Here is a 15,844-nt window from a genome sequence, read left to right on the forward strand (position 1 = left end):
CAAATGGCGGAGAGAGAGGGATTCGAACCCTCGATACGGATTTTAGTCCGTATAATCGCTTAGCAGGCGACCGCCTTCGACCTACTCGGCCATCTCTCCTTTACAAAAGTCTGATATCAGATGTCATATAGCATATTATCCATATGCTGCAGGATCATCTTTGTTTGACTTTTGTTTTCAGTTTTTAGTTTTCAGTTATGGCGGAGGGGGTGGGATTCGAACCCACGGCTCTTTCGAGACACTGATTTTCAAGACCAGCTCCTTAAACCGCTCGGACACCCCTCCTGTCCGATGACTCTTTAAAAGTATAGCACAAAATTTATTCCCTTGTCAACACTATAGCAAAGACTTCTATTCTCTCACCATTATCAGCCATTTCCCTTGTAAATCGCAAGTCTGGCCTACAGTATGAAATCCGTGCTTTTCATATATTTTGACGGCAGCTGTATTATCTGGTCTTGCTTCCAACTTTATACGCTTAATGCCCAAGGATTCTATATAATCTATGCCTTTTGACAGCAACTTTTGACCTATACCTTCGCCTTGATGCTCTGGGTGAACTGCTATAGACAAAAGCTGAGCCGAGGGTTTGGTTGTTAATTCAAATCGAAAATAAAGTAATTTATTTTTAACTATTTTATAGAGTGTGGGCAGTGTCAATCCGTATTCTCCCCGTATTACCGAAACTATGGCCTTTTTAAGAAAACCGGAGGTTATGGCTTGCATCCAAAGTCTTTTTATATCATCTGCCATGACTATATACCCACATACCTCATCACCCTCTACTGCTACGAAAAAACCTTGAGTAAAGACCTCATGCAGAAGGTGAAAAGCATCTTTCATAGCGTTTTTTATTTTTTCGCTCATCGGTGTGAAAAAGGTTATGCTTTCTTCAAAAGCCAAACAAAACAATTCGGCAACCTCATCAATATGCTGGTATTGGGCCAAGATAATCTTCATGAGAGTATTCCTCCGTTTCCATAAGTTCAGAAAGGAATATCATTTGGTCAATAGTTACAAACTCATAACCCTGAGCCCGCAGTTTGTCAATAATCTCAGGGAGGGCCCTTACAGTTGAGTATCTATTGCCGCCGCGATATTTTATGAGATCTCCGCTATCGTGCATTAGTATGATGGAACCGGGTTTTACATTATTTACTACATTTGACACTATCTCTTTAGGTGCAAGTTCCGCCCAATCTATGGCCGATAAATCCCACAGCACCAATGTATATCGCTGGTTTTTCAGCAATTTTCGAGCATAGCTTGAATACACTCCTCTGGGCGGTCGAAACAAAGTTGGCCTGACTCCCGTTACTTTTTCTATTGCAGCTTCAGCTTTTTTAATTTCATAATCTGTGCCTTTGACACTAAGCGGTATAAGGCTTCTATGGGAATAAGTATGACTTCCGATAGTATGCCCTTCATTCACTATCCTCCGAGCAACTTCAGGATAATCTTCCACGTTCTTACCTATTAAGAAAAATGTAGCCTTGACATTTTTTTCGTTCAATATATTAAGAATTTCCGGAGTATAAATCGGATCAGGACCGTCATCAAAGGTCAGTGCCACATACTTAAAATGGTGCGGGCCATGTCGAATTATATCTTTTTGCATGCCAAAACCTTTATAAACATATTTATTAAAGAAAAAAATAATAATAAAGCTAAGTACACCTAATCCTATTAATGCATCATAAAGCACTTTCGAGCGCAATCTTTTTTCTAAAAATGGAGGCCAGAACTGAATTACAATACCGGCAAAGATAATTAAAGATATTATTACAAAACTGTCACTTGTAAATATTCTAAAAGCAGCAAAAGGAATTATCAAAGATGTAGCAAATACTGATTGTCCATAATCTTTGAGAAATCTATTTGCAGCAATAAAGGTCATTATTAACACAATCCCGAAGACCGGCGACATGTAAAGTATTATCCCAAGGGAAACTGCCTCGGTAGTATGTCCGCTAAATTTTAAAAACATCGATCTGCTCTGGCCTGCCAGAACACCAACCGATGCCATAAGGTAGGAAAGCCCCGAATTAAGATACATCCCTGCCGCCATAAGTGTCAAAAATCCCTTTGCAAGCTCAATACCGTATTTTCTATAATCATTAATCAACACCGGAATGCTGCCGATGATATATGCTAGGATTGCTATAATTATAAACTTGTACATGATATTCTCCTTTAACCCTTCCTCTGTTACAATAATACCACATTTATATAAAGCTTTAAACGATTTTATTGTTGGAAGATTATTGCACAAGTATTTTTAGTCTGTTAGGATATAGTTAGTCAAACAATGCTTGGCAGGTGATAATCATGGTAGTAGGAACATTGATAGTGAAATTGTCTTTGGGGGACATCTTTTCTTTGAAGGATAAAAGGCAGATAGTTAAAAGCGTAATTGAAAGGACAAAAAATCGATTTAATGTATCAATAGCCGAAGTGGACCAGCAAGATGTCAAGAGGTGTGCAGTAATCGGTATTGCCTGTGTATCAAACAGCAGTCAGTTTGTGGACAGGCAGTTAGACCTTGTTTTAGATTTTTTAGAGGCAGACGGTCGATTTGCCATTGAGGAGATTTGCAAAGAAATCCTATAAAAAATGAGCAGGTTTTTAATCTTCCCTGCTCATTTGGAATCCCGGTATAGCAAGTTTTTTTTCAATTATGTCAACTGCTTTAGCTATTACCGATAGCACGACTACATATATGGCCCCTACCCAAAATAATGTTTCCATGGGTTTGAATGTCTGCGTTATAATCATTTTTCCACGTGCCATAAGTTCCGGTACGGCAATCAGAAATGCAACTGATGTGTATTTGACCATATATATAAGTTCATTTGACCATGGCGGCAGTACAAGTCTTAGTGCCTGAGGCAGTATAATGTTTACAATGGTTTGGCTTTTTGTCATGCCCAATGCTTGAGCTGCTAGGCCTTGGCCTTCATCAATCGATAAAATCGCACCTCTAAAATATTCGGCTTGATATGCACTGCTGTTTATTCCCAACGCTATAATAGCCGCCGGCATTCTGTCAAGTAATATTCCAAAATCAGGCAAACCGTAGTATATTATAAAAAGCTGGACAATCATGGGAGTGCCGCGAATAATCTCGATATACGCTGTTGCTAAAGTTTTAACTAAACCTTTTCCATATGTCCTTGCAAGTGCCATGGGAAGACCTATGGCAAGGCCAAGCAATAGCGCACCGGCCGAAAGCTGCAAGGATACCAGAAGACCTTTATATAGTTCCGGCCAAATCTTGATAAAAAACTGTATCATTTCCATTATTTACCCATCAACTCCCGGTTCCTGGCATTTCACTATCACTGCCGTGAAGCCTGGCTATTTTGCTGATAAATTCGCGAGTTCTTTCTTTCTCGGGATTGTTGAATATTTTTTCCGGGCTTCCCATTTCCGCAATTACTCCATCTTCCAAAAACACTATACGATCCGCTGCTTCCCTGGCAAATCCCATCTCATGGCTCACCACTACCATGGTCATACCTGCATCCGCCAATTTTTTCATCACTTCCAAAACCTCGCCTATCAGTTCAGGATCCAATGCCGATGTAGGTTCATCAAAAAGCATGATTTCAGGGTCCATGGCAAGTGCTCTAGCGATGGCAACTCGCTGTTTTTGTCCTCCCGAAAGCTCTGCCGGATAATTTTGGGCCTTATCAGCCATTCCGACCCTTTCCAATTCGCGCATTGCAAGCTCTAAAGCATCCTTTTTGTTCATTTTTTTTACCTTTATCGGGCCAATGGCGACGTTTTGTAAAGCTGTCAAATGATTGAAAAGGTTAAAGTCTTGAAATACCATGCCGATTCGCTGGCGAACTTTAGTCAGGTTTGATTTGGCCGACTCGATTTTATGTTCGCCCAAGTAAATCTCACCGGCATCAGGCTCTGTCAGCCGATTAATGCAGCGAAGGAGAGTACTTTTACCTGTCCCGCTGGGACCAATAATTACAACAACTTCACCTTCATTTACGGTAAGTGTTACACCTTTTAGCACTTCGGTATCTTTAAATTTTTTATGCAGATTATTAATACGTAAAATTGGTTCAGTCATTAAAAATTCACCTTTCAAGGCCAGGAATCCTTACTTTGGATTCAACTTTAGCCATACTCTTTGTAAATGCATATGTCATTATTAAATAGATTAACCCCGATACAATGTATGTCAACATGGGTTGAGCCGTACGTGCGCTTACATATTCACTGCGGCGCATCAGTTCGGTAATACCCAGCACATACGCCATAGCAGAATCTTTTAGTACAATAGTTGCCTCATTGGCCCAGTAAGGAATTGCCCGTCGCAAAGATTGGGGGAGGATAACAGCAAAAATGCTTTGGTATTTGCTCATGCCCAATGCCAAAGCTGCCTCCATTTGTCCTTTGTTTATAGATTGAATAGCTCCTCTGAAAATCTCTATCTGGTATGCACTGGTATGCATCGCCAAAGCTAGAACTGCCGCCCAAAATGCCGGAATGTTTATGATTTCAGAACCTAAAAAGTAAAGCATAAACACAATTACAAGCAGCGGCAAGCTTCTTATAATGCGGCTATACACTACGGCAAAATTGTGGAGAAAACTGCCTCCATAAACTCTGCACAACGCCAAAAAAAGCCCGGCTATCGTACCCAGTACAAGGGCTATCACTGTTATTTCAAGGGTTATCCCTACCCCTTCAAGGAGGTAGGGAATGCTTCTTAAAACATCAAAAGCCTTATCATTTATTAAACCCATTTTGCCTCATCCCACAATACAAGTCTTTGCCCGAGGCCCTTTTTCATAGCCTCTTTGTAAAGATAATCACCTATAATTATATCCAATGACCCCATGCCGCGAGAGCTGAACATGGTAATCTCATCTTTGTTTTCTCTGCCGGGTTTTGTGCCGCACACTACTTCGCTTAAGGACCATATGTCCTTTTCATTTAGTGAACCTTTTTGAACCAACTGATTTATGATAGAAAGCTCATTCTCTTTCATTTGCTCCCAACTGTCAACTACAATTTTGTTTGACTTTTCAACAACTCCTGCTTCTACCTCGTATGAGCTCATCTGTATAACCATAGCACCTGTTTTCACCCACTCAGGTTTGACAAATGGCTTCTTGCTGGTAGTCATGGTCGCTACTATATCTGCATCGCTTACGGCATTTTCTACATTATCTGACAGAATGACCTCTATTTCACCTTTAAACTCATCTGCAAGGTTTTGGGCTTTTTCCTGGTTCAAATCGCACAGTCTTATCTGCTTTAGGCTTGGGATAACTTCTTTTAACGCCATAATCATTGTTCTTCCTATTACTCCAGCCCCTACAAGTCCTGCAACCTTTGCATCATCAGGAGCAAGATATTTTGCTGCAACTCCTGCCGCAGCCGCTGTTCTCATAGCAGTAATGACCATACCGTCCATAATGGCTACAGGTTGAACCGTCACCGGATCACTTAAAATAATCATATCTATACCCATAGGCAGATTGCCCGTCTTAGCGTTCGCCTTGGACTCAGCCGCCCACTTGATACCGGGTCTATTCACATCCCCGCCTATATAAACCGGCATTGAAAAAAAGTGGGATTGGGGCTCCTCTCCTATAGGAATACCAAATACGGTTTTGGGAGGATTTATAATTTGCTCATGGCCTTGAAGATAAAATACCTTTTCCACAAGCTCCAAAATCTTTTGCATATCTAAAGCCCCTGCTGCTATTACATCTTCTTGTTTCATAAATAACAATTCAGTTTTCATTAACTTAAGCCTCCAATTATTGCTTAAACCACTTTTCTTCTAACTTTTCTACTGTTCCATCTGCCATCATGTCATCGATAATTTTATTTAGTTTTTCTATCATTTCATCTGAACCCTTTTTTAGAACAATTCCCGGGTCCTCGTCTTTCTCAAGCACTGTTTCAACTGCAACTTCAAGACCTAATTCTTTTGCTTTCTCATAGGCAACAGGCAGGTCAATTACAAATGCAGCTAATCGGCCGTTTTTCACATCTAACACACCGGCATTGGCATCTGTGTAGTATTTAACCTGGGATTCCTTTACTGCGCCTTTTTCAATCTGACTTTGCGCCCATGCGGCCATTGTGGTTCCGCTCTGGACACCAAACTCATATTTTAGCACATCATTAAGCTCTTTAATCTCGGCTTTACCTGCCGGATTTACCAAAACACCATGTTTTGTCTTATAGTAAGGTTTGGTAAAATCTACCTCTTTTAATCTTTCCTCATTTGGGCTCATGCAGGAAATAATTGCATCAATCTTGCCCTGCTTTAAAGATGCAATCAAGCTTTCAAATTCCAGTGATTCAATTTTTACTTCCACTCCCAGCCTATTGCCGACTTCCTGAATAAGGTCCATATCAAAACCGGCAAAATTTCCCTTCTCGTCTACGAACTCAAACGGTGGATAGTCTGGGGATGTTCCTACGATCCATACCTTTTTTTCTTCCTTTGGCTGCTCACCTGAATCTGCTTTGTCTTGGCCTTGCTGTTTGGTTTTGCCGCAGCCTGCAACAGTGCCAAGTATTAAAGTTAAGCATAGCATACAAATTAATATTTTTGCTAATCTATTCATTTTCATCCTCCTAAGTTTAAATAACTGGCTATAATTATACACCTATATGTATAATTATTCAATACCTAACTTTAATATGCGCAATTTTCTTATATTGTTAAATTGGCCCTTCATGACACCAGGATAATATTTGTATTTCCACATTTCTATGAGGCGGATCAGGGTATGCCTCCTCGTCAATTTCTATATACAAATTTGCATTAACATTTAGCACAACTTCTGCTTTTCTTACTTTACCCGTAGAAGTTATTAATACAGAATCATCGCCCTGCTTAGATGATATTTTGACTTTATATTGCCCTTCACCCATAGTATTCCAATTAGTACCAGGCTTATAAGCGGGATTTTCTTTTAAAATCGAAAGTGCTTCTTGCACGCCTCCTTCGGCAAGATAGTATGCCATGGTATAATCTCTTGTATAACATCCCATCAGATATTCGCTTGTGGACATATTTAATGATGCGACACCTAATATAAATATAATGGTGGAAACAAAGAGAACTACTATTAGGGCATACCCTCTATTATCAGTCACGGCAGACCTCTCCATATGGCGCAAATGGCTGATTCTTCATCGAACCAGCCATTTGCCTTTATTATTCATTATGATATTGTTTATTTCCATTAAAGTCAATAACTAACATTTATATTTTGATAATACCTACGGAACTTAAAAATACTAAAAATATTATGACCGGAACAACGTATTTTACTAAAAAACTCCATATTTTTTCCAATCCAAAGGGTATCGTGCCGTCATTAGTAGCTTCTTTTATGGCCTCATCAATCCCTAAAACTCTAACAACAAATAATGTCATCATAAAAGCTCCAAAAGGCATTAAAATGTATGATGCCAGAAAGTCCATCGCACTTAAAAAGTCAAGGCCAAATATTTTAAAGTTTGCTAGGATTCCTTGTGACAGGGAAGAAGGTACCCCAAGCATGAATATTAGTGTTCCCGCTATTAAAGCAGCTTTTTTCCTATCCATTTTATAATTATCTACCAAGAGAGCAGTATTGACTTCAAGCATAGAAATTGCTGAAGTCAAGGCCGCAAATAGCATCAAAACAAAAAATAGCAGTCCGAATAAAACTCCTAAGGGCATTTTCTCAAAAACAAAAGGCATCGTTATAAACAGCAAAGGCGGTCCTGCCGCAGGGTCTAAATTAAAAGCAAAAACCGAAGGTATTACTATCATTCCGGCAAGAAATGCTGCTAAGAAGTCCATTACAGGCACTATGTTAGCCAATTTTGGTATATTTTCATTTTCAGAAAGATAGCTTGCATAAGTCATGGTACAACCTGCTCCGATATTCAAGCTAAAAAACACTTGACCCATTGCCATAAGAAAAGTGGTTCCTGAAAGTTCGCTAAAATCGGGCAATAAATAATATTTTAAACCCTTGGATGCTCCCGGTAGAGTAACCGCCCTGATGGAAAGAATGATAAATAACACAAACAGTATGGGCATTAATATGTTGCTGGCTTTTTCTATACCGTCTGAAACTCCTCTGGCTACTATATAAATTGTAAGTCCCATGAATATGGCATACCACAGAAGCGGAGCATATGGATTTGAAACAAAACTTCCAAAATACCCGACAATATCACCTTTTATTCCACCTGTGATATACTGAAACATATAGTTTGTAATCCAGCCGCCGACTACTCCATAAAAGGATAACACGATAAAGTTTACCGCTATTGCCACATATCCCACAAATTTCCATAAACTGCTCCCGCCTGAAAGTTTTGAATAAGTGCCGACAGGATCCAGTTTTCCACGCCGGCCAAGGACCATTTCAGTTATTAAGACAGGTATTCCCAAAAAAAGCAGCATTAAGATGTACGCAAAAAGAAATGTGCCTCCTCCAAACTTGGCGGTAAGATAAGGAAACTTCCAAACATTTCCCAATCCGATTGCCGCTCCGGCTGCTGCCATAACAAAGCCAAAACTAGATGCCCATTGACCGCGTTCGTTTTTTACCGTTTCATTGCTTTCCATGATTTCCTCCCCTTCTCTTTTATTTTATATTATTTATTATTCAACTTAGGCCGCCACAGATAATTTATCCGTGGTGGCCTATTAGTTATTTAAAGACTATTCTAACACATGTTCTTATTCGATAGGCTTTAACCTTGCAGTAAAGTGTCTTAAGACTTTTGGCTCATAGGTAAACTCTAGGCCCTTTAGGTCTTTAGCTTTATCTTTAATGGAAATTAGTGCATCAGCAACAACATCCATATGATCGTTTGTATAAACTCTTCGCGGAATTGTAAGCCTTAACAATTCCAGGGGCGATTCAAGCTGCTCGCCTGTTTCCGGATCTCTCCCAAGCAGGAAGGAACCTACCTCTACCGCTCGGACTCCAGATTCTATATAAAGTGCGTTAGCCAGTACCTGTGCCGGGAATTGGTAGTAGGGAATATGTGGGAGCATTTTTTTAGCATCTACGAAAACCGCATGGCCTCCTGTAGGAGTTTGTATGGGAATCCCGCCTTCTGTCAAACGATGGCCCAGATATTCGACTTGAGATATTCTATAATTAAGATAGTCTTCATCTATGCCTTCCACAAGGCCTCTGGCAAGGCACTCCATATCTCTGCCTGTAAGGCCGCCATATGTTATGAAGCCTTCATAAGGCACAACCCTGCTGGCAGTTTCATTAAACAGCTCTTCATCCTCTTTAATCCCTATCAAGCCCCCGATATTTACTATAGCATCCTTCTTAGCGCTCATAGTAAAACCTTCTCCATAAGAGAACATCTCGTGAACTATTTCTGCAATGCTCTTGTCTTCATATCCCTTTTCACGTTTCTTTATAAAGTAGGCATTCTCCGCAAACCTTGCAGCATCAAAGAATAGTCTTATATTATATTTTTTTGCAATCTCACTTACTGCCTTTATATTGGCCATGGATACCGGCTGGCCTCCGGAGCTGTTGCAAGTAACAGTAATTAGGATAAATGCAACATTTTCTGCTCCATGCTCTTTTATAAATCCTTCCAGTTTATCAAGGTCAAAATTCCCTTTCCACTCATAGGGTTTTGCTGTATCAAAAGCCTTTTCCGTGACTAAATCTACGGCTCTTGCGCCACTTAGCTCTATATGTGCCTTTGTTGTATCAAAGTGCATATTACCTAATACATATTGTCCTTTTTTCTTTATAAGGCTTGGAAAAAGCGCTTTCTCTGCTCCCCTGCCCTGATGTACAGGCAAAACATAGTTATACCCAAACAAATCCTGCACAGTCTTTTTTAAATTTCTAAAGTTCTTACTTCCCGCATAGGATTCATCTCCCAACATCAACCCCGACCACTGGTTATCGCTCATGGCACCGGTTCCGCTGTCGGTAAGAAGGTCGATATACACATCATCGGAGTTTAGCAAAAACGGATTATACCCGGCTCCTTCCAACGCCTTTACCCTTTCCTCCCGACTTATCATCTTTAAAGGTTCTACCATCTTTATTTTAAAAGGTTCCGCAATTCTTTTATACATCTTGGCATCCTCTCCTTTTAACATATATTTTTATAATATAAAGTGTTGCAAGTTTCATGCCGATTGGGCAGTCCCCTTTCTTACTGTCATTATTATTTTAATTTGTCTTATTATGATACAATTTTAATAGCAGTGTGTATCGTCTTTAGACATTTTTTAAAAATTTGACTATTTCAAACATATTATTGGAACATGAATGTCTCAATATTATACAATATCCTGATTTAAACCCATTTCCTCCATTTTTCTATACAATGTGGCCCTCGATATTCCTAATGCTTTTGCAGCTTCTGTCTTGTTAGGAAAGGCCGCCAGTGCTCTTTCTATTATTGCTTGCTCTACCTCCTTTAATGTGGGCCAATTTCCTTTGAAATCCCAATTAAAATCATCATTCTTAGGTATTAAACTTAAAAACTCCGGCAGGTCATCTACATCTATAATCCCATCCTCGTCCATAACAAAGCTCTTTTCCAATATGTTTTCCAGCTCTCTTATATTACCGGGAAAATGATAATTTATCAGGCAGCGCAAAGCCGCAGGCGATATTTCGTGAATCTTTTTATCCAAGCGCTGTCCGATTTTCTCCATAAGAAATTTCACATATATAGGAATATCCTCACTTCGTTCTCTTAGAGGAGGAAGCTCAATGTGTATTACATTTAACCTATAATATAAGTCCTCTCTAAAAGTCCCTTTTTCTACCATGGCTTCCAAGGATTTGTTTGTCGCTGATATAACTCTAACATCCAGCTTTATTTTACGGCCACCACCCAATCGGCGGATTTCATTATCCTGTAGAACTCTCAGCAATTTAACTTGAAGGGAAAATGGCATATCACCGATTTCATCTAAAAAAATAGTTCCGCCATTGGCTTTCTCCATAAGCCCCATCTTACCCTTCGGGTCAGCTCCTGTAAAGGCTCCCGATTCATATCCAAAAAGTTCACTTTCTAAAAGAGTTTCAGGAATCGCACCACAGTTGACCTCTACGAAGGGTTTGTCTTTTCGCGGACCAATTTTATGAATATATCGTGCCGCGACATCTTTTCCTGTTCCGCTTTCACCGGTAATCAAAACATTGGAAATAACTCCGGCAGCTTTTTGGGATATGTGTAAAACCTTTTGCATTTTGGGATTCTTACCTACAATAAAATCTTTATCACCTATAAAACCTGATAGCTGTTTTGAAAGAATATTGATTTGCTGCTGGGCATCTTTTAATTTTTGATTTAAATCTTGTATTTCAGTTAAATCTAAAAAAATGGAGATACTTCCGATTAATATTCCGTTTTCATATATGGGGACTATATTTGAATAAACATACTTGTTATTTACCTTTGTCTTGACCCCAAGCCTTTCTTTACCTGATTTGAGCACATCGATTAACGATGATGTGGGAACTACATCAATAACTTTCTTTCCTAATATCTTTTTATTATTAAGACCTGTTATCCTTTCATTTGCCTCATTAACATAAATAACTCTGCCGTTCCTATCGGCTATGACTATTCCCTCATGGACACGTTTTAAGATAAAATCTATGGCCTGTATTATCTTTTCAAGCCTATCCATAAAACAAATCCCTCCGTACGAGCACATAATTGATTAAGAATTCTACAAACCGGTGATAAAATCCTTTACTCGGTTGACAATGAAGTTCACATCTTGCCTGCCAATTCAAAAACAGCTGATTCTCAAGGAATCAGCTGTTTTTATGCTATTATTTCCAATTTATCTTCATGCGGCCGGAGGAACTGCATTCAAATGTAGCCTGGGTTTTACCGCTGCTGTTTTCTACATGCCCTGTTATGACATAGTTTTTGTACTCACTGCGGGCATACTCCATTATGTCATAAAGCCAGTCGTCGGCTGCCGCCGTATCTTTAACATCGTCCCATTCATCGGCATATCTTGAGGTGTTTACAATAACAGTAATGTAAAGCTCATCATCGTCATAATCTTCTACTTCAATAGTAGCTTTTAAGTTTCCAAAGTTTTTATGGTATGTAGTCAAGCCGGAACCATATAAATAATTCAGGTCTTCTTCTAAATCAGAATAAGAATTCTTATCATCATAAAACTTCACTTTCAATTTGCTGCCGGATTTTTCAAACGCCACTAATGTTTCCTTTTTATCTGTGTCCTTGATTGTGCCTTCAAAATCAGCTTTTGGAAACTCATCTGTAACATAATCGAAAATATCATTTAACCAGTTTTCAATTTTTCTCTCAGTTAGCTTATTCCATTCTGACTTATAGTCGCTTCGGTCAAACTCTATGGTAAGAGTCAAATCACCTTTGGATTCCTTTACTTTATATTTAAACTTTATACCATTCCATTTGGAGTACTCATCATAAAGATAATCCTCTAAATAATCATCGGGGTTTTCCTTTTTATCTTCTTTTGCTGTTTTTAGTTCATCGATTGTTTTATTTAACTCAAGAATCTTGTTTTGCAGCAGCGAATTCTGATATATTAAATTTTGAATTTCCACATTCTTGGCGGCAAGTTCCTGCGATGTCTGTGATGTGGATTTATCGTTTATTATCACTATACTTTGATTGTTATCCCACTCTACTACCTTATCAAGCGCTTCACTTATAAGCCTTATAGGCACATATGTAGAATTATTATAGATGAAGGGCTCCATCTGGCCTGCATCGATTATTTTTCCATTCACCTTGATTTTAATATTCCTGTAATATGCTTTAATATCTTTGGCTCCTGTAGCACCTAACGCAATCGACGATATTAATAGTACAGCCACAACCGAAACAGCTGTCAATATTACAAATTTTTTACGCATGAGAAGACCTCCAAAATATTAAATTATTATATAGCTTCTTTTACTATCATACCTGTTTATACCAATGAATGTCAATATTTTGGCAAATTTTGATTGGCATGCTCAGTTGAATATGGCTGTAAAAAAATATGCCAATTCTATAGCGCATCTTGGTTTTAACCAAAATAGCGTCAACAGAAAGGCATACTTTTTATGTATAAAGTCAACTTTATTTTATAGCAAAAAATAGTTTTTTATTTAATATCTTAGGTATCAAGTACTTCTAATAACCAATTTTAAGTGCAATTACTATGAAAATAAATGCGATGATAAAGAAAATAACCATAAGCGGCAGGAAGAATTTATACCATTTATTAAGCGGAACTTTGCCGTAGTTGAGAAAGATTAACAAGGTCCCATAGCTGAACCAGAACATATTTGTGATTCCATCTCCAAACTGATAAGCCAGAACAGTGGTTTGATGAGTTAAGCCTAAACTCAAACCAATGGGTACAAGTATAGGGATAAGAAGTGCACCCTTGCCGCTTCCTGAAGGAATAAGGCCGTTTATAAAAGTAACGATAATAACAATACCGATAGCTGCTATTAGCGGTGAAGTCCCTTCCAACAGTTTTATAGCATTATAAATAATTGTAGCATTTACGTTTCCGGCATTTAAAACCCAGTAAACTCCCCTGGCAACGCCGACAACCATAGCACCTCCGATAGAACCCTTAGCGCCGGCAATTAAGCAATCAGAGATTTCACTGGCTTCCATTTTTCCGATAATGCCAGAAAGAATACCTGAAAGTAAAAATACTGCAGATACATCATCAATTGCCCATTTTACACCGTTAATGCCGTATTTCATGCCGATTACCGTAAGAACTACAGCACCTACTATAGTAAGCAAAACCATAACTTGGGAGCCTGTAAGTTTAACATCTTCTGCTTTAGTTGTATCAAGGCATATATCTGAAACATCAACATCATCAACCAAGCTCTTTGAGGGATCCTTTAATACTTTATTTGCATAAATAAGAATGTAAATTATACTTATTACAGTTATAACTACCCATAATATTACTCGTAAGCCCAAGCCAACAAATAAATCACTTCCCTCAGGCAGAACACCCATTTTCTGAAGTATCCCGTTTGCCACACCGACAGTATAAAGGTTTGTAGGCCCTGCAATAAAACCACCCATGGCACCGATAATGCAGACAGCAACGGCGGTCATAGCATCATAGCCTAGTGCAAGTACTGTTGCGACTACAAGTGGCACAAAAGGTATAAGCGTTTCAATCCAGCCCAGGAAACCGCCAATGGCGGAAAAAAGCACTATCAGTGCTACCAAAAGCATAGTTTGCGAAGATTTTCCGAATTTTTGTACCACCGTCAAGATTCCCGCATCGATGGCGCCTGTCTTCTTATAGACTTCAAGTGCTCCACCTACAGTCAAAATAAGTATGACTATATTTGCCGAATCCTTAATTCCATAAGGAATTGCCCTAAAAATATTGAATATATTATTGAAATTTACTTGATTTCTGGGAAGCTTGGTGTATACACCATCCACTAAAGTTCCAGGAGTAATTATAAATGTAAGCAAGCCGCAAACAAATATTACAGAAAAAATAAGCACAAAGGGATTAATCGCAGTAGGTTTTTGCTCTTTTTTCATTTTCTCATCTCCTCCATTTACTTTTATTTACTTTTCTTCATTGGCTAATACATGGGCCAAAGCCAGATAACCTAAGGTGCCTTCTGCCATCATATTGATATCTATGCTGTCCTCTGTGGTATGGCAAAGCCTTATTTCTGCCGGAGAATAACCGATACATTTTACGCCTTTAGCCGCATAATGGCCGGTGTCAGTGGCAAATCCCCAAGTTTTTGTTTGTATCGTACGACCCATGATGTCTTCTAATATTTTCTTGCACAACTGAACATACGGTTCGTCCGCATTTACGCTAAAGGGAGGTTCTCCTTGATAGCCTTCGCCCTTAAAGCCCGTATAGGTGGTCAGTGGAAAATACAGCGGTTTAAGGTCAACCGTGATACCTTCTATCTTGCACCTGTCGATAACCTTCTGGATTTTAGCAAGGGCAATTTCCTCAGTATCGCTGCTGGATTGACGGTAATCTATATATACTTTTACTTCATTGGGTATGATGTTAGTTCCCTTTTCAGATGAGGCAATATTGGTAACCGACATAGTAGAAGAACCAAATAGCTCATCCTTACCCATTTCTACGGTTTTTAATTCCACCAGGAATTTGCCAAGAAAATCAAAGGGGTTTTTGCCCATATGAGGAATAGAAGCATGGCATGATTTGCCTGTTATGGTAACAACGGCACAGAATCTGCCGCGGCAGCCTATTGCAAGATCATTTTCAGTAGCTTCGCCCACGATGGCATAGTCGGTAAGCTTGAAGTTATCCTTGGCCTGCATCATTGCCCCAAAACCGGCAATCTCCTCGCAAACAACGCCTGCAACAACTATATCGCCCTTAGGCAGCAGCCCTGCCCGCTTAAGCATAATCGGAGTATAAATCTGAATGGCAAAGGTTCCCTTGGTATCAGATGCCCCTCGCCCCCATATCCTGCCTTCCGCAATTGTTCCGCTGTAGGGAGGGTATTTCCATTTCGATACATCTCCTTCATCGACCACATCCAGGTGGCAGTTGAGCATGACAGAACTTCCGCCACCGGTGCCCTTGACCGTTCCGAAAACACTTCCATAAGCATCCACCACTACCTCATCGTAACCCAAATCTTTCATTTTTTTCATTACATATTGGGCTAAGTCGCCCTCCTGGGTTGACTGAGAATTGATTTGAATCATCTCAGAAGCAGTTTGAATAATTTCGTCTTTATATTGCTCTACTAGTGATACAAATTTTTCCTTCATATATGCACCGCTCCTTTACATAATTTAGTATTAT

The 15,844-nt window shown here is 39.2% G+C and carries 15 protein-coding genes and 2 tRNA genes; 1 reads left to right on the forward strand and 16 read right to left on the reverse strand.

The genetic code is table 11. The features are described from left to right. Nucleotides 1-4 precede the first annotated feature (4 nt). The 4 genes from BUC45_RS10595 to BUC45_RS10610 all read right to left on the reverse strand — a co-directional run bounded on the left by BUC45_RS10595 (nt 5) and on the right by BUC45_RS10610 (nt 2,182). Nucleotides 5-99: transfer RNA gene (locus BUC45_RS10595), tRNA-Ser, on the reverse strand. 99 nt (nt 100-198) lie between these two features. Next, nucleotides 199-285: transfer RNA gene (locus tag BUC45_RS10600), tRNA-Ser, on the reverse strand. A gap of 66 nt (nt 286-351) precedes the next feature. Next, complete coding sequence (locus tag BUC45_RS10605) at nt 352-960, reverse strand: GNAT family N-acetyltransferase (RefSeq protein ID WP_296972233.1); 609 nt, start codon at nt 958-960, stop codon at nt 352-354. Beyond that, nucleotides 926-2,182: a glycerol-3-phosphate acyltransferase gene (locus BUC45_RS10610; protein WP_296972236.1), complete on the reverse strand. Its 1,257-nt coding sequence runs from the start codon at nt 2,180-2,182 to the stop codon at nt 926-928. The genes BUC45_RS10605 and BUC45_RS10610 overlap by 35 nt, the downstream gene beginning before the upstream one ends. 146 nt (nt 2,183-2,328) lie before the next feature. On the opposite strand from BUC45_RS10610, the gene BUC45_RS10615 reads away from it, so the two are divergent. Next, the gene (locus tag BUC45_RS10615; RefSeq protein ID WP_013779372.1) at nt 2,329-2,610 is read left to right on the forward strand and encodes a DUF503 domain-containing protein; all 282 of its coding nucleotides are present in this window, start codon (nt 2,329-2,331) and stop codon (nt 2,608-2,610) included. 15 nt (nt 2,611-2,625) lie between these two features. Here the strand turns inward: BUC45_RS10615 and BUC45_RS10620 are convergent, their stop codons facing one another. The 12 genes from BUC45_RS10620 to BUC45_RS10675 all read right to left on the reverse strand — a co-directional run bounded on the left by BUC45_RS10620 (nt 2,626) and on the right by BUC45_RS10675 (nt 15,810). Continuing rightward, a complete protein-coding gene (locus tag BUC45_RS10620) occupies nt 2,626-3,300 on the reverse strand; it encodes an amino acid ABC transporter permease (RefSeq protein WP_296972237.1) in 675 nt (224 codons plus the stop codon). Between the two features lie 10 nt (nt 3,301-3,310). Next, the gene (locus BUC45_RS10625; protein WP_048894749.1) at nt 3,311-4,075 is read right to left on the reverse strand and encodes an amino acid ABC transporter ATP-binding protein; all 765 of its coding nucleotides are present in this window, start codon (nt 4,073-4,075) and stop codon (nt 3,311-3,313) included. 19 nt (nt 4,076-4,094) lie between these two features. Next, nucleotides 4,095-4,766: an amino acid ABC transporter permease gene (locus tag BUC45_RS10630; protein ID WP_296972239.1), complete on the reverse strand. Its 672-nt coding sequence runs from the start codon at nt 4,764-4,766 to the stop codon at nt 4,095-4,097. Further along, entirely contained in the window at nt 4,757-5,773 is a 1,017-nt protein-coding gene (locus BUC45_RS10635) for an ornithine cyclodeaminase family protein (RefSeq protein ID WP_296972240.1), read from the reverse strand. The genes BUC45_RS10630 and BUC45_RS10635 overlap by 10 nt, the downstream gene beginning before the upstream one ends. Before the next feature lie 16 nt (nt 5,774-5,789). Further along, nucleotides 5,790-6,608, reverse strand: a complete 819-nt coding sequence (locus BUC45_RS10640; protein WP_296972242.1) for a transporter substrate-binding domain-containing protein — start codon at nt 6,606-6,608, stop codon at nt 5,790-5,792. A gap of 97 nt (nt 6,609-6,705) precedes the next feature. After that, nucleotides 6,706-7,143, reverse strand: a complete 438-nt coding sequence (locus tag BUC45_RS10645; RefSeq protein WP_296972244.1) for a pilus assembly PilX N-terminal domain-containing protein — start codon at nt 7,141-7,143, stop codon at nt 6,706-6,708. Between the two features lie 109 nt (nt 7,144-7,252). Next, entirely contained in the window at nt 7,253-8,614 is a 1,362-nt protein-coding gene (locus BUC45_RS10650) for a sodium-dependent transporter (protein ID WP_296972246.1), read from the reverse strand. Between the two features lie 114 nt (nt 8,615-8,728). Beyond that, complete coding sequence (locus tag BUC45_RS10655; RefSeq protein WP_296972248.1) at nt 8,729-10,111, reverse strand: tryptophanase; 1,383 nt, start codon at nt 10,109-10,111, stop codon at nt 8,729-8,731. Between the two features lie 207 nt (nt 10,112-10,318). After that, nucleotides 10,319-11,683: a sigma 54-interacting transcriptional regulator gene (locus tag BUC45_RS10660; RefSeq protein WP_296972249.1), complete on the reverse strand. Its 1,365-nt coding sequence runs from the start codon at nt 11,681-11,683 to the stop codon at nt 10,319-10,321. A 148-nt stretch (nt 11,684-11,831) separates the two neighbouring features. Further along, nucleotides 11,832-12,917, reverse strand: a complete 1,086-nt coding sequence (locus BUC45_RS10665) for a stalk domain-containing protein (RefSeq protein WP_296972251.1) — start codon at nt 12,915-12,917, stop codon at nt 11,832-11,834. A gap of 262 nt (nt 12,918-13,179) precedes the next feature. Then, nucleotides 13,180-14,580 (reverse strand): TIGR00366 family protein, encoded by a 1,401-nt coding sequence (locus BUC45_RS10670; RefSeq protein ID WP_296972253.1) that lies wholly within the window; start codon nt 14,578-14,580, stop codon nt 13,180-13,182. 27 nt (nt 14,581-14,607) lie between these two features. Further along, nucleotides 14,608-15,810 (reverse strand): M20/M25/M40 family metallo-hydrolase, encoded by a 1,203-nt coding sequence (locus tag BUC45_RS10675; protein ID WP_296972255.1) that lies wholly within the window; start codon nt 15,808-15,810, stop codon nt 14,608-14,610. Nucleotides 15,811-15,844 lie beyond the last annotated feature (34 nt).

This window comes from Tepidanaerobacter sp. EBM-38, from assembly GCA_001896545.1.
Lineage (GTDB): Bacteria > Bacillota > Thermosediminibacteria > Thermosediminibacterales > Tepidanaerobacteraceae > Tepidanaerobacter.

Coding starts and splice junctions, on each gene's coding strand:
- BUC45_RS10605 (WP_296972233.1), bottom strand. CDS start 960: ATGAAGATTATCTTGGCCCAATACCAGCATATTGATGAGGTTGCCGAA.
- BUC45_RS10610 (WP_296972236.1), bottom strand. CDS start 2,182: ATGTACAAGTTTATAATTATAGCAATCCTAGCATATATCATCGGCAGC.
- BUC45_RS10615 (WP_013779372.1), top strand. CDS start 2,329: ATGGTAGTAGGAACATTGATAGTGAAATTGTCTTTGGGGGACATCTTT.
- BUC45_RS10620 (WP_296972237.1), bottom strand. CDS start 3,300: ATGGAAATGATACAGTTTTTTATCAAGATTTGGCCGGAACTATATAAA.
- BUC45_RS10630 (WP_296972239.1), bottom strand. CDS start 4,766: ATGGGTTTAATAAATGATAAGGCTTTTGATGTTTTAAGAAGCATTCCC.
- BUC45_RS10635 (WP_296972240.1), bottom strand. CDS start 5,773: ATGAAAACTGAATTGTTATTTATGAAACAAGAAGATGTAATAGCAGCA.
- BUC45_RS10640 (WP_296972242.1), bottom strand. CDS start 6,608: ATGAATAGATTAGCAAAAATATTAATTTGTATGCTATGCTTAACTTTA.
- BUC45_RS10650 (WP_296972246.1), bottom strand. CDS start 8,614: ATGGAAAGCAATGAAACGGTAAAAAACGAACGCGGTCAATGGGCATCT.
- BUC45_RS10655 (WP_296972248.1), bottom strand. CDS start 10,111: ATGTATAAAAGAATTGCGGAACCTTTTAAAATAAAGATGGTAGAACCT.
- BUC45_RS10660 (WP_296972249.1), bottom strand. CDS start 11,683: ATGGATAGGCTTGAAAAGATAATACAGGCCATAGATTTTATCTTAAAA.
- BUC45_RS10665 (WP_296972251.1), bottom strand. CDS start 12,917: ATGCGTAAAAAATTTGTAATATTGACAGCTGTTTCGGTTGTGGCTGTA.
- BUC45_RS10670 (WP_296972253.1), bottom strand. CDS start 14,580: ATGAAAAAAGAGCAAAAACCTACTGCGATTAATCCCTTTGTGCTTATT.
- BUC45_RS10675 (WP_296972255.1), bottom strand. CDS start 15,810: ATGAAGGAAAAATTTGTATCACTAGTAGAGCAATATAAAGACGAAATT.